Source organism: Streptomyces sp. NPDC058198 (genome assembly GCF_042882605.1).
Taxonomy (GTDB): Bacteria; Actinomycetota; Actinomycetes; order Streptomycetales; family Streptomycetaceae; genus Streptomyces.
Genome location: NZ_JBHVVP010000001.1, coordinates 924,582 through 937,817, shown reverse-complemented (window position 1 = coordinate 937,817; position 13,236 = coordinate 924,582). Strand labels below are relative to the sequence as shown.

The window sequence follows — 13,236 nt, the reverse complement described above, 5'->3', positions numbered from 1 at the left end:
GGTGCGGCCGGTCACGTCTCGACGTCCACGCCCATCTCCTCGGCGATGCGTGCGGCCTCGGCCAGGAGGGTCTCCACGATCTGTGACTCGGGGACCGTGTGGATCACCTTGCCCTTGACGAAGATCTGGCCCTTGCCGTTGCCGGCGGCGACACCGATGTCGGCCTCGCGCGCCTCGCCAGGCCCATTGACGACACAGCCCATCACCGCCACCCGCAACGGCACCGGGAACCCCTCGAGTGCCGCGGTGACCCGCTCGGCGAGGGTGTGCACATCGACCTGGGCCCGGCCGCAGGACGGGCACGACACGATGTCCAGTCCCCGTGGCCGCAACCCAAGCGACTCCAGGCCCGCCGACGGTCGGCGCGTAGGAGCGTTGGTTGTCGTTGAGTACCATGACGAGCGGCCGCTCCCGCCCGCCCGCGATGTTGTTGAGCGCCTCCCAGGCCATGCCGCCGGTCATCGCGCCGTCGCCGATGATCGCGACGGTTGCCCGGTCGCGTCGGCCGAGGTGGGCGTCCGCCCTGGCCAGCCCGTCCGCATAGGACAGCGTGGTGGACGCGTGTGAGTTCTCCACCAGGTCGTGCTCGGACTCCTCCCGGCTCGGGTAGCCGGAGATCCCGCCCGACTTGCGCAGCCGGTCGAACCCGGCCTGGCGGCCGGTGAGGATCTTGTGCACGTAGGACTGGTGCCCGGTGCCCCACAGCAACCGGTCCCGCGGGGACTCGAACACCGTGTGCAACGCGATGGTCAGCTCCACCACACCCAGGTTGGGCCCGAGGTGTCCCCCGGTCGCGGAGACCCGCTCGATCAGGAACGCGCGGATCTCCCCGGCGAGGTCGCGGAGCTCCCCGGCGGTCAGCTCACGCAGCCGCGCCGGGTCGTGCACGGTTTCCAGCAGCGCCATGTCGAACAGTGCTCCTCACCGGGCGTGGTGGGCGGCCGCGGCCGCCCTCTCGGTCAGTTCGGGCCGACGGCCAGGCGCGATGCCGGTTCGGCCGACGGCCTCGTGTGCCGGCTGACGCCTGGAAGGACCCTCATGGCATGTGGTGGCCGCGGCTGGTCGGACAGGTCGGAACGACGGCCGACGCGCCTCACCGCCGACTCGCCCTTGCCGACAGAGTCCTTGCCGGCGCCATCAGCGACAGGGGTCGCCCGGTCTCGATCGGTCACGGCACGTCCGCCACTCCGGTCAGCCGCGTGGGCGGGGAGAACACGATGTCCTCGGTCGCCACCCGTTCTACAGACGTGTCCGCGTAACCCAGTTCGGCGAGCCGGTCGAGCAGCTGGTCGACGAGGATCTCCGGCGCGCTCGCGCCGGCGCTCACGCCGACCGTGCTCACGCCGGCCAGCCACGTGGGGTCGAAGTGGGTCACGTCCGGCACCAGTTCGGCCCTGCCGCCGAGCCTGCGCGCCACCTCGACCATCCGGATCGAGTTGCTGGAGTTGGTCGAACCGACCACCAGCACCAGGTCGCACCGGTCCACGATGGCCCTGATGCCGTCCTGGCGGTTCTGGCTGGCGTAACAGATGTCGTCGGTGGCGGGCCCGCGCAGGTCGGTGAACCTGCGCTGAAGCACGGCGATGATGTCCCTGGTCTCGTCCACCGAGAGCGTGGTCTGGGTGAGGTAGGCGACCGGTGCGTCGGGGGGAAGGTCCAGTGCCTCCGCGTCCGCGACCGTCTCGACGATGACCGTCTGGTCGGGAGCGTGCCCGTAGGTGCCCTCGACCTCCTCGTGGTCCGCGTGCCCGACCAGCAGCAACGTCCGCCCGTCGCGGGCGAACCGGCGGGCCTCCTGGTGCACCTTGGCCACCAGGGGGCAGGTCGCGTCGAGCACGTCCAGCCCGCGTGCGTCCGCGTTCTGCCGCACCTGCGGGGAGACACCGTGCGCGGAGAAGACACACACCGCGCCCTCCGGCACCTCCTGCTCGGAGTCGACGAACCGGACACCCCGGCGCTGGAACTCGCGCACCACGTAGTGGTTGTGCACGATCTCCTTGCGGACGTAGACCGGCGCGCCGTGCTGTTCCAGCGCGAGGTCGATGATGGCTATCGCTCGGCGTACACCGGCACACAAACTCCGCGGCTCGGCCAGCAGGACCTGCTTACCGCCATTCATTCCCACTCCGTTCCGTGCCATGACGTCCGCGTCGGAACGCCTGGCTTGCGTTGCCGAACAGGGCATCCACGCCGGTCGGTAGAGACCGAGTCCTTCTCAGGAAGTCTTGTCTGCCGTTGGGTGCCGGCTTAATAGCCGGACTCGAACACGGCCTTGGTGCCGCCCAGCAGCTATCATTCCGCAGGGTAGTCCAATCCAGGCCTTACGCCGTCCTCTTTGGGGTTTTTCCTAAAGTCGAAGATGCTCACGCCGCGTCGTTGACACGACAGGAGAGGTCGTTCAGGATGGAATCCAATAGCTGCCACTCAATTTCAGGGCGACTCAAGATTCCAGATCATGAGGGCGACCCTGCATTCTTGCCTCGGTGCCGGGTGACTCTCGTATGTGGGAGGTGCTGGCATATTTGATGAACATGGAATCCGGTCCGGTGATCCTTGTCGAACCACGTATCCTCGCAAAATCATGACGAGCGCAGCGTAACGACCAAAGCAGGCCATTCGCCAATGTCGTCGGCATCCGAGCTCTGGAGGAGTGACCGTGGCACATCTGGATGAACTTTCAAGTTCACCTCAAACAGCGCTGGAGCCTCAGGATGAGGTAAGAATAGTTGGCCAATACTACGACGACAAAACAGCTAGGCTTGTTCGCAAATACGGGCCTGGACCCAGGATTCACTATCATGTAGGTTACTACCCTTCCTCTGAAACGCCACTGAATGCTCACGATGCGACGCCGGATGCTATTCGCCGCAGCATACGGCTTCATCAAGAGGGTTTGCTGCGGTATGCGGCCAAGATCTGGGGCGCTGAACACCGGCTGTCGGGGAGAGTCCTGGATGTCGGCTGCGGTCTTGGCGGGGGCTCGCTCTTCTGGGCACAGGAATACGGCGCCGACGTCACGGCGGTCACCAATGCGCCGGAACACGCGCCGATAGTTGACGGGTTCGCGCGGGAAGGCGGTGTGGGCGGGAATGTCCGAACACTGGTCTGTGATGCAATGCATCTCCCCTTGGACGGCTCCTACGACGCAGCAGTAGCAATCGAGAGCAGCGGATATTTCAACCGTCCTCTGTGGTTCGAGCGTCTGGCGCGTGTGCTTCGTCCAGGCGGGAGTGTGTGCATCGAGGAAGTATTCATTACACGCCCTCACGGGGCCGATGTGTGGGCCGAATACTTCTACACAAAACCGGCTACGGTGCTCGACTACGCAGAAGCCGCGCAGTCTGCGGGTTTTGAATTGGTCGATGACGTCGACGCTACGTCAGAAACCTTGCCGTTCTGGGAGGAGAGTGCCGCCTGGACGAAGGCGGTACTGGACAGTGACAGCAGCCTTTCAGCAGTTGACCGCAGGCAGCTGAGGATATCTCTGATGGCGAACCAGGCGCTTGGCACTGAATGGCAAGCAGGGGGCCTGCGACTGGGTTTCTTGCGCTTCGAGCTCAAGTGAGCAAAGAACATGTTGGCGGATTCTCGGGGTCCTCGCAACACCTGATGGCTTACCTGGTTGTCAGTGGTTGTCAGTAGATCACGCAGGCGCTCGGCTGGGGTTACCCAGCCGAGCGCAGCGGGTTTCCGCCCGCCTTTCGATGTGACTGCCGGATTCCAGGGCGGTTGACTGAGATCCTCGCCGCAGAGGGTCTGTCATCGGCCGACATGGACCAGCCGGTGCAGCTCCGAGTCGCGCCGTACCACGAGAGCGCTGGGGATGACGGGCCGCCGCGACGCCATACCTTCGGCGGCCAAGGTCTCAAGGACTACGTCAGCTGTATCCACGTCGCCAACCACGCGGGCTCACCGCCGGTACGGCTGAACCGCCGCCGACTTCCCGCCACCTTCACAACGATACGGAGTGCCTCATGACGCTCGACCAGTTTCCCGCTCCCAGCGACGTCGCCGACGTGTACGACGGGATCGGTCAGATCTACGGTTCCGCGTGGGGCCCCAACAAACACTACGGCTACTGGGAGAACGACGCCGACGACAGCTCCATCGAGGAAGCCACTGACCGCCTGACCGACCTGATGATCTCAGGTATCGCCGCGCAGGCCGGCCAGCGGGTCCTGGACATCGGCTGCGGCATCGGCCATCCCGCGCTGCGGCTCGTCCGCGCTTGTGACGTGAGCGTTTTGGGCATCTCCGTCAGCCACGTCCAGGTGGCGCGGGCCACGGAACTCGCGGCCGCGGCTGGGCTCGCCGACCGGGCCACGTTCCAGTTCACGGACGCGATGGACATGCCCTTCCCCGACGGCTCGTTCGACGCGGCCTGGGCGTTTGAGTCGATGTGGCACATGCCCGACCGCGGCCAGGTGCTCTCCGAGACCGCCCGCGTCCTGCGCCCCGGCGGCCGCCTCGCCATCGCCGACGTCATCGAGCGCGGCCCGGTCAGCCCTGAGGGACGCGTGGTCCTGGACCACATCTGCGAGAACTACGCGGTGCGCTCCTTGGGCACTGTGGACGAATACCGGACGGCGTTGGCCGCCAACGGTTTCGTCGACGTGGAGATCCGTGACATCAGCGACAACGTCTCCCGTACCCTCGCGCGCATGGCCGACGCCGTGGAGACCGTCCGCGACAAGCTGGTCGGTCTGGTGGGCGAGGAACAGGCCACCTCGCTCATCGATTTCATGCGTTTGTCCGCGGTCACCCCGGAGAGCGGCTACCTCTTCCTGACCGCGGTCCGCGCATGACCGCGGGCGCCGTCCCCGGTTTTCAGCTCGGCGTCTCATGGCGTAAGGATGAGGTCGCGGTACTTCCTGACGCTTCCTGAATGGTGAGCCATTCTCGCTAATGGTCCGTCACGTCAAGTAAGGACACCGTCGAGTTCCTGTCCCGGCTGCTGGCCGCCAGTTGCGGCCGGCAGCGTACTCGGCGTGGGCGACGCGCGCTGAGCTGCTTCAAACAGGCCGTGCTGGTGATCCCCACCGACCGCGTGCCGGACGGCTGGCCTATCTGGGTCTCCGCGGTGCGATCCGGCCGCGAGCACGACATCACCTGCGCCCGCCACCACGACGTCATGGACTCCCTGGCCGACATACGCGACGATCTGCCCGCCCTGACCGATCTGGGCTACGAAGGGCGCCGGGGACACCGTTCGTATCCCGGTCAAGAAGCCGGTCACCGGCTTGCTGACCGACGACCAGAAGCCTTCAACAAGCTGCAGCACTGCCGCCGGCATCGACGCCGCCCAACTCGTCCTGGCCCAGTTGCCCAAGAAGTACCGGCGCGGACGGCAGACACTGGTCCGTACCCACTCCCGTGGCGGCACCCACGCGTTCGTGGCCTGGCTCATCAAGCGCGGCCGGTGGCTGTCGTACTCGGTCGGCATGACCATCACCGACGCCATCCACGCCGCGGTGCTGCGCCTCCCGGGCGCCCACCCGACGCGACAGCCGGGCCACCGGCAGGCCCATCACCAGTCCGACAAGCCGAAACGGCCCGCCAGTTGAACTGACGGGCCGTCACGAAATGCCGGGGCTAAGGGCTCCTGATCTGTGGAACCCACGGTCCTCACCTTCAATGCCGTCGGACAAGTGAGTCAAGTACGTTCTGCGGGGGTCAACGTGTCGTCCAGATCTCCCGACGACCGCCCGGATGTCCGTCCCCGCTGCCGCACCCGCAACTCGGTCAACGCTCGAAGCGGAAACACTGGCCGGTGACGTGGCGGCAGCCCTGGTGCCAGAGTCAGACCTGGCATCCTGGTGGCGATGGCCTGTATCGCGATCTCCAGTTCCATGCGGGCGAATCCGGCTCCGAGGCAGAAATGGATGCCGTGCCCGAACGCGAGATGCGCGGCAGACCCACTGCCTGGACTGAACCCGGCCGGACATGTGTGCGAGTGACTGTCCCGGCCGGCCGCTCCGTACAGCAGAAGTAGTCGGCTCCCCGCGGCCAGGTGGACGTCGCCGACCACTACGTCACGGACCGCGCTCCGGTACATGCCCGCCAGCGGACTGTCGAACCGCAACCCCTCCTCGACAAGGTCCCGTACGGCGATCGTGCCGTCGACCACCTTGGCCCAGCCGCCGGGTGACTGAAGCTGCTGGAAGAGGATCGTGCCAAGCGCCTCGGCACAGGTCATGTGTCCCGCGAAGATCAGTGTGGGGACCTGGACAGAAGCCTCGTCGGCGGTGAGCGTCTGGCCTGCCTTGCCGTCGTGGAGCAGTTCACTGATCAGGTCGTCTTGCGGTGAGGCGAGCCGCTCCTGCACGAGTGATCGGGCGAACGCTCCGAAGTCCATCAGCCCGCGGGCGCATTCACGCAGCCGGTCAGGATCGGTGTAGCGCTGCAACATCATGAGTTCGATGCGTTGCTCGGACCACGTGCGGCAGCGGTCGAGGTACTCGTCCGGTATCCCAAGGCGCCGGCAGATCACCTCAAGGGAGTACGGAACGGCGAACGCCGTGATGAAGTCGAACTCCGCCGCGACCGCAGCCCGCTCGACGAGGTCGGTGGCGATCGCACGGATCGTGGGTTCGAACGCTCTGACCCTGGCCGGCGTGAACCCGACGTTGAGTACTTCCCTGATCCTGGCGTGCTCGGGAGGGTCGAGTGAGCCGACGGCTAGAGCACCAGCACCGCGCCAAGTGCGGAGCATCCGACTCACGTCCTCGGGCAACGCGACCGCGGAGCGGGGGTTGTGGTCGCGCGCCGAGAAGTTTCTGTCGTCTCGTAGCACGGCAACGATGTCCTCGCGCCGGGTGACGCACCACGCGTTGAGCAAAGGGGCGTAGAACACCGGCTCCGTCTCTCCGATGTCGGCCAGAAATGAATACGGGTCGTCGCGATGTGCGCCATACGGGTCGAACGACCTGTCTTCATTTAATTGCCCAGATTCAACTGACATAGCCATTCCGCCTCTCAAGCTTTCAGTGAACCATTCCCGGTAATGGCCGGTGACGTTGTGCGATGTCGGGGGGAAGGTCAACTGGCTCCGCGTCGGCGACCGTCTCGACGATGACCGTCTGGTCGGGAGCGTGCCCGTAGGTGCCCTCGACCTCCTCGTGGTCCGCGTGCCCGACCAGCAGCAACGTCCGCCCGTCGCGGGCGAACCGGCGGGCCTCCTGGTGCACCTTGGCCACCAGGGGGCAGGTCGCGTCGAGCACGTCCAGCCCGCGTGCGTCCGCGTTCTGCCGCACCTGCGGGGAGACACCGTGCGCGGAGAAGACACACACCGCGCCCTCCGGCACCTCCTGCTCGGAGTCGACAAACCTCCGCGGCTCGGCCAGCAGGACCTGCTTGCCGCCACTCATTCCCACTCCGTTCCGTGCCATGACGTCCGCGTCGGAACGCCTGGCTTGCGTTGCCGAACAGGGCATCCACGCCGGTCGGTAGAGACCGAGTCCTTCTCAGGAAGTCTTGTCTGCCGTTGGGTGCCGGCTTAATAGCCGGACTCGAACACGGCCTTGGTGCCGCCCAGCAGCTATCATTCCGCAGGGTAGTCCAATCCAGGCCTTACGCCGTCCTCTTTGGGGTTTTTCCTAAAGTCGAAGATGCTCACGCCGCGTCGTTGACACGACAGGAGAGGTCGTTCAGGATGGCGGTCAGAACGGTCACGCAAATTCCGGTGCATCATGAGCTTTGCGCAAGCCTTCGTCATCGACAGTTCGCCGAGGTTTCACCGCACGGCGAGGTGGGGCAAGGGCTGAGAAGATAAGTAAGCAACATATCCAGCACAGTGATTTTCAGTGGTGCAATTCGCGAACCCCATGCGCGCAGGTCTGACCAGGAATTGGGAAGGCGTGCGACCGGAGGAGAATCTCGATGAGCGCACTCGACACCTCGTCGACCGGGCTCCAAGCCTTCCTGTCGCCGAGGATGGTGCAGTCCACGGTATTGCCCGTTATGCGGCTGCAGGCTTCCGCACTGGAGCCGACCCTGGCCCGGATCTGCCCTTACCACCTCGGCACTACGTGACCAAGCCCCAGGACCCCGATCAACCCGCCGCTGGGCGACTTTCCGCCCACCGCATGGGGGCTGGCCGGCAGGTCTGCCTTCCTCGTTCCTCGACGGACACCGGGGCGACGAGCTCCAGTACGTCGTGATCGTCTTCGACAAGGTGGTCTGAACCTCGATTCCGGTGGAGGCCGTCAGTGAGTACCCCAGCTCAATTGCCTTTCGAGCAGACGAATGTGCTGCAACTCGCGCCAGGGCTGCGCACGCTCCAATCCCAGGGCGCGGTCCATCGGGTTCGTACTGCCGAGGGCGACGAGGCGTGGCTGGTCACCGGTCATGCCTGGGTGAGGCAGTTGCTTGACGATGACCGGCTCAGCCCCTCCCATCCCGATCCGGAGGCCGCGGCGAAGGACAGCGGGTCGGCGCTTCTCGCCGGCCTGCTGGGCGGCTTCGCCACCGACCACGCTCGGTTGCGTGCGCTGCTGGAGCCGCACTTCTCACCCGAGCGGATGCTGGCGCTGCGGCCCTACGTCGAAAAACTGACCGGGCAACTCCTGGACGGATTGGCCGGGCAGAAGCCACCGGTGGACCTGCGCCAGGCGTTGGCGCTGTCGCTGCCGATTCAGGTGATGTGCGAGTGGTTGGGCGTGCCCCAGGAGGACAAGGACCAGTTCGGCAGCTGGACCCAGGACGCCGCCAACGTCGGGGATCCGGTCAGGTCCAAGCAGGGGCTGGGCGAGTTGTTCGGCTATTGCAGGCAGCTTGTCGCTGATAAACGGCGAAATCCGGGCGATGACGTGATCTCCAGGATCTGCGCGACCGAGGGGATCAACGACAACGAGGTCATCGGGCTGACGGCGTTGTTGTTGTTCGGTGGTTATGAGACCACGGTGGCCCGGATCGGCACCTGTGTGTCGCTGTTGTTGGCCAACTCCGAGCAGTGGCAGGCGTTGCTGCACGACCCGAGTCTCATCCCCGGCGCGGTCGAGGAAACCCTGCGGATGTCGATGCCGAACCCGCACAACGGCGGCATGCCCCGTTATGCGCTGACGGACTTCGAGATCGACGGGATTACCATCCGGACCGGCGACTTCGTGCTGCTGAACATCATCGCGGCCAACCACGACGAGACGGCCTTCGCCGACCCCGGCCGGGTCGATGTCACTCGCGACACCACGGGCAGCCTCATGTTCGGGCACGGTGCGCACTACTGCGTCGGCGCGATGCTGGCCCGGATGCAGCTGCAGGTGGTGCTCACCCAGCTCGTCGCACGATTCCCGACCATGCGTCTGGCCGTCGGTGCAGAAGAGCTGAGGCTGCGCCACAACACGCTGATCGGCGGGTTGATCCAACTTCCGGTGACCTGGTGATTGGATCCTGATGCTGTACAAGATATCTACCGGCGTAGTCACGAAGAGCCCGGATTCAATCCGCGCGTATCTCCTGTTGATGCGACTGGACAGGCCTACGGGGTACGTGCTCTACCTGCTTCCAGGGCTGTGGGCCGTCGTCCTCGCCTCCGGGCAACGACCAGACCTGCTGACGGTCGTGGTTGTCGCCGTAGCCGCGGTGCTGGTGCGCGGCGCGGCCTGCGCGGTCAACGATGTGGTCGACAGGGACGTCGACGCCCGAGTCGCCCGCACCGTGTCGCGTCCTGTCGCGTCGGGGACGATCAGCGTCGGGAACGCACTCCTGTTCGCCGCCGCACAGGCCGTGGTCGCACTGCTGGTCCTGGCGGTGGCGAACGTGGAGACGGCCCTGGTCGCCGGGGCCTCGTACCCGCTGATCGTCGCGTACCCCTACATGAAGCGCATCTTCTTCTGGCCCTCGGCCTTCCTGGCGCTGGTGATGAGCGTCTACGTGCTGATCGGCTGGACGGCGGTGACCGGGAGCGTCGACTACCCGCTCGCGGTGTACGGCCTGTACGCCTGCGGGGCCTTCTGGACGCTGATTCACGACGCGATCTACTCCCATCAGGACAAGGAGTACGACCGGAACATCGGTGTCAAGTCTTCCGCTCTGCTGTTCGGCGAGGCCACCAAGGCGTGGCTGGCGATGTTCGTCGTGCTCAGCGTCGGCGGCGTGCTGTGGGCCGGTTCCCAGATGTCGATGGGGTGGGCGTTCTACCTGATCGTCGTGCTCGCGGGAATCTTTCTGTCCTCTCTGGTCGTACGTGTGGACCTGGACGATCCGAAATCGTGCTGGGACGCCTTTGTCGCCAACCCTTACTTCGGTTGGATCACTCTCGCGGCCGTGGTCACCGGGAAGTTCACATGAAGGATGAGCTACGTGTGACAGATTCGATGTGGCAGGGCAGTGGCGTCGACCTGGACGCCTACCTGACCCGCGTGGGCTACCAGGGCGACGTGGCTCCGGACCACTCCACGCTGCGGGGCCTGCACACCGCCCACGTCGACGCGATCGCCTTCGACAACCTCGACGCGGTGCTCGGGCGCGCGGTGGTGCCGCTGGACCTGGACAGCGTCCAGGAGAAGATCGTGCGGCAGGGCCGCGGCGGCTGGTGCCTGGAACAGGTCGTGCTGATGGCGGCCGTGCTGGACCGCATCGGGTTCACGTTCACGGCGTTCGCCGGCAGGACGCGGATCCGCACCGGGAGCAAGTTCGGACCGGCCCTGCACGTGGCCCTGTGCGTGGAGCTCGACGGCGAACGCTGGCTCCACGACGTGAGTTTCGGTGGCTACGGGCCGCACGAGCCGATCCAGCTCGCGGAGAACTCGCGGCTGGACGGCGACTGGTCGTTCGATCTCGTGCGAGAGCCGACCGGTGAACACGTGCTGCGGTTCCTGCGGCCGGAGGGACCGGTGGAGCTCTACGGCTTCACCACGGACGTGCGCTATCCGTCGGACTTCGAGCTCCTCAACCACTTCTGCCTCACGCATCCGCGCTCGCCGTTCAACCACCGGATGGTCCTCCAGCGCACACGGCCCGAAGTGAGACACGTCCTCGCCGGCAGCACTCTCACGGAGATACGTCCTGCGGAGCCGGCGACCTTCCGGGAACTCGACGTGGACGAGATGCTTTCCGCTCCCGAGGAGATCTTCGGGATCACCTTGGAACCGGGCGACGTCCAGGCGCTCTCGAAAATCTTGGACGGTCCATGATGCGTACCTTGCTGCTGGACAACTACGACTCGTACACCTTCAACCTGTACCAGTTGATCGCCGACATCAACGGCCAGGAGCCGGTCGTCATGGTCAACGACGATCCGATGTTGTCCAGCCTGCGGCTGGAGAACTTCGACAACATCGTGGTCTCACCCGGCCCTGGACGGCCGCAGAACCCCCGCGACGTCGGCCTCCTCGGCGACCTGCTGCGCCGCACCACGCTGCCCGTGCTGGGCGTCTGCTTCGGCCATCAGATGATCGCGCACCTGGCCGGAGCGCCGGTGGTCGCCGCGCCCGAACCGAGACACGGGCACCTCGCCAAGATCTCCCACGAGGGAGATCCGCTGTTCGCCGGAGTTCCGCGTGAATTCGTCGCGGTTCGCTACCACTCGCTGTGCGCGCAGGAGCCCCTGCCCGAGGAACTCGTCGCCACCGCGTGGGCGGACGACGGTGTGCTCATGGCGCTGCGTCACCGCGATCTGCCGCAGTGGGGCGTGCAGTTCCACCCCGAGTCGGTCGCTTCCCAGTACGGGCGTGAGATCCTGCAGAACTTCGCCGAACTGACCCGCCGGACTCAGCACGGACAACGGCCGTCCGTCACCGACACCGTCACCGCACTGTCCGACGACACGCCCGGCGCGGTCGAGGGACTGGGAATCATCAGCACGGTCGTGTCGACCGCTGCCGATTCCGAGGCCATTTTTCTCAAGCTCTTCGACAACATCCCGTACTGCTTCTGGCTGGACAGCAGCCGGGTGGAGGAAGGCCTGTCCCGGTTCTCGTTCCTCGGCGACACGTCAGGTCCGCTCAGCGAGGTCCTGACCTACCGCACCGGCAGCGGGACAGTGGAAGTGCGCGATGCGAACGGCGTCCACATCGTCACCGGCAGCGTGTTCGACGTCCTCGAACAGCGGCTGCGCGAACGGCGCATCCCCGACTCGGACCTGCCCTTCGACCTGACCGGCGGCTACGTCGGCTACTTCGGCTACGAACTCAAGGCCGAATGCGGGGCCACGGCCCGCCACACCGCCGAAACGCCGGACGCCATCTGGATGTTCGCCGATCGCGTCATCGCGGTCGACCACCAGGAGGGACTGACCTACCTGGTGGCCGTCCACGACGAGAAGACCCGGCGCGACGCGCAGGACTGGGTAGAACGGACGTCCGCGCTCCTGATGGGCCTGAACCCGGCCGACGCCGAGCCGCCGCGCGAACCTGCCGCCGGCCCGCCCCCGAATGCCGAGGAGTACCTCGGCCGCGGCCGGAGCCAGTACCTGGCGGACATCACGGAGTGCCGACGGCAGCTGAACCGGGGCGAGAGCTACGAGATCTGCCTGACCAACAAGTTGCACATGCCGTTCCATGACGACGACACGTCCTTCTACCTGAGGCTGCGCCGGGCGAACCCGGCACCGTACGCCGCGCTCTTACGCCTCGGCGAAGTCACGGTCTTCAGCTCCTCGCCGGAGCGGTTCCTGCGCATCGAGAGAGACCGCACGGTCACGAGCAAGCCGATCAAGGGCACAGCTCCTCGCGACGCTGACCCGGTGCGAGACGCCGAACTGGCTGCCACCCTCGCCTCAAGCGCCAAGACTCAGGCCGAGAACCTGATGATCGTCGACCTGTTGCGCAATGACCTGGGCCGGGTGTGTGAGGTGGGCAGCATCGAGGTCGACCCGTACCTGGCCGTCGAGAGCTACGAGACCGTGCACCAACTGGTCTCCACTGTTCGTGGACGGCTCAATGACGGGGTCAGCGCGATGGACTGCGCCCGGCAGTGCTTCCCAGGCGGGTCGATGACCGGGGCGCCGAAGCTGCGCACCATGGAGATCATCGACCGCTTGGAGACGGAGGCCCGGGGTGTCTACTCCGGCGCCCTCGGCTACTTCGGCCTGTCCGGCGGCACGGACCTGAACATTGTGATCCGCACCGCGGTCCGCGTCGGTGACCGGTTGACCATAGGAGCCGGCGGGGCGATCGTGCTCGACTCCGACCCGCATGAAGAGTACGAGGAGATGCTGCTCAAGGCGGCAGCATCGCTCCGCGCCTGGCGTGCGCCGGCGGTGTCGGACGTGGGCGGCTCCCAACGATGAACAGAGCG

The 13,236-nt window shown here is 66.0% G+C and carries 10 protein-coding genes and 5 pseudogenes; 10 read left to right on the top strand and 5 right to left on the bottom strand.

The genetic code is table 11. The annotated features are described in order from the left end of the window. Positions 1-11: 11 nt before the first annotated feature. The 3 genes and pseudogenes from ACFVWW_RS04195 to ispH form a co-directional block, all read right to left on the bottom strand. Positions 12-347: pseudogene (locus ACFVWW_RS04195) on the bottom strand (flavodoxin-dependent (E)-4-hydroxy-3-methylbut-2-enyl-diphosphate synthase); the annotation flags it as partial. Position 348: 1 nt separating this feature from the next. Further along, positions 349-906 (bottom strand): annotated as a pseudogene (locus ACFVWW_RS04190) (1-deoxy-D-xylulose-5-phosphate synthase N-terminal domain-containing protein); the annotation flags it as partial. A 262-nt stretch (positions 907-1,168) separates the two neighbouring features. Next, positions 1,169-2,119: a 4-hydroxy-3-methylbut-2-enyl diphosphate reductase gene (gene ispH / locus ACFVWW_RS04185; protein ID WP_386875812.1), complete on the bottom strand. Its 951-nt coding sequence runs from the start codon at positions 2,117-2,119 to the stop codon at positions 1,169-1,171. Positions 2,120-2,656: 537 nt separating this feature from the next. Between ispH and ACFVWW_RS04180 the strand changes: the two genes are divergently transcribed. The 5 genes and pseudogenes from ACFVWW_RS04180 to ACFVWW_RS04160 all read left to right on the top strand — a co-directional run. Further along, a complete protein-coding gene (locus ACFVWW_RS04180) occupies positions 2,657-3,565 on the top strand; it encodes a methyltransferase domain-containing protein (RefSeq protein WP_384184408.1) in 909 nt (302 codons plus the stop codon). Between the two features lie 409 nt (positions 3,566-3,974). Next, positions 3,975-4,805 (top strand): methyltransferase domain-containing protein, encoded by an 831-nt coding sequence (locus ACFVWW_RS04175; protein ID WP_384336050.1) that lies wholly within the window; start codon positions 3,975-3,977, stop codon positions 4,803-4,805. 137 nt (positions 4,806-4,942) lie between these two features. Then, positions 4,943-5,035, top strand: a pseudogene (locus tag ACFVWW_RS04170) (IS5/IS1182 family transposase); the annotation flags it as partial. Then, positions 5,024-5,212 (top strand): annotated as a pseudogene (locus ACFVWW_RS04165) (transposase family protein); the annotation flags it as partial. The pseudogenes ACFVWW_RS04170 and ACFVWW_RS04165, both read left to right, overlap by 12 nt. Positions 5,213-5,225: 13 nt before the next feature. Then, a pseudogene (locus ACFVWW_RS04160) lies at positions 5,226-5,492 on the top strand (IS1380 family transposase); the annotation flags it as partial. A gap of 161 nt (positions 5,493-5,653) precedes the next feature. Here the strand turns inward: ACFVWW_RS04160 and ACFVWW_RS04155 are convergent. Together ACFVWW_RS04155 and ACFVWW_RS04150 are read right to left on the bottom strand one after the other, a co-directional pair. Continuing rightward, positions 5,654-6,967 carry a cytochrome P450 gene (locus ACFVWW_RS04155; RefSeq protein ID WP_386875809.1) on the bottom strand — a complete coding sequence of 438 codons (1,314 nt, stop codon included), beginning with the start codon at positions 6,965-6,967 and terminating at the stop codon, positions 5,654-5,656. 16 nt (positions 6,968-6,983) lie between these two features. Further along, positions 6,984-7,367, bottom strand: coding sequence for a hypothetical protein (locus tag ACFVWW_RS04150; protein WP_386875807.1), 384 nt, complete (start codon positions 7,365-7,367; stop codon positions 6,984-6,986). A 511-nt stretch (positions 7,368-7,878) separates the two neighbouring features. Between ACFVWW_RS04150 and ACFVWW_RS04145 the strand changes: the two genes are divergently transcribed. From ACFVWW_RS04145 to pabB, 5 genes are all read left to right on the top strand, one after another. Next, complete coding sequence (locus ACFVWW_RS04145) at positions 7,879-8,031, top strand: hypothetical protein (RefSeq protein WP_386875805.1); 153 nt, start codon at positions 7,879-7,881, stop codon at positions 8,029-8,031. Positions 8,032-8,225: 194 nt separating this feature from the next. Continuing rightward, positions 8,226-9,380, top strand: coding sequence for a cytochrome P450 (locus ACFVWW_RS04140; protein WP_386875803.1), 1,155 nt, complete (start codon positions 8,226-8,228; stop codon positions 9,378-9,380). Positions 9,381-9,459: 79 nt separating this feature from the next. Beyond that, the gene (locus tag ACFVWW_RS04135) at positions 9,460-10,287 is read left to right on the top strand and encodes a UbiA family prenyltransferase (protein ID WP_384184391.1); all 828 of its coding nucleotides are present in this window, start codon (positions 9,460-9,462) and stop codon (positions 10,285-10,287) included. A 14-nt stretch (positions 10,288-10,301) separates the two neighbouring features. Then, positions 10,302-11,132 carry an arylamine N-acetyltransferase gene (locus ACFVWW_RS04130; protein ID WP_386875801.1) on the top strand — a complete coding sequence of 277 codons (831 nt, stop codon included), beginning with the start codon at positions 10,302-10,304 and terminating at the stop codon, positions 11,130-11,132. After that, a complete protein-coding gene (gene pabB / locus ACFVWW_RS04125) occupies positions 11,132-13,228 on the top strand; it encodes an aminodeoxychorismate synthase component I (protein ID WP_384184522.1) in 2,097 nt (698 codons plus the stop codon). The genes ACFVWW_RS04130 and pabB overlap by 1 nt, the downstream gene beginning before the upstream one ends. Positions 13,229-13,236: the final 8 nt, after the last annotated feature.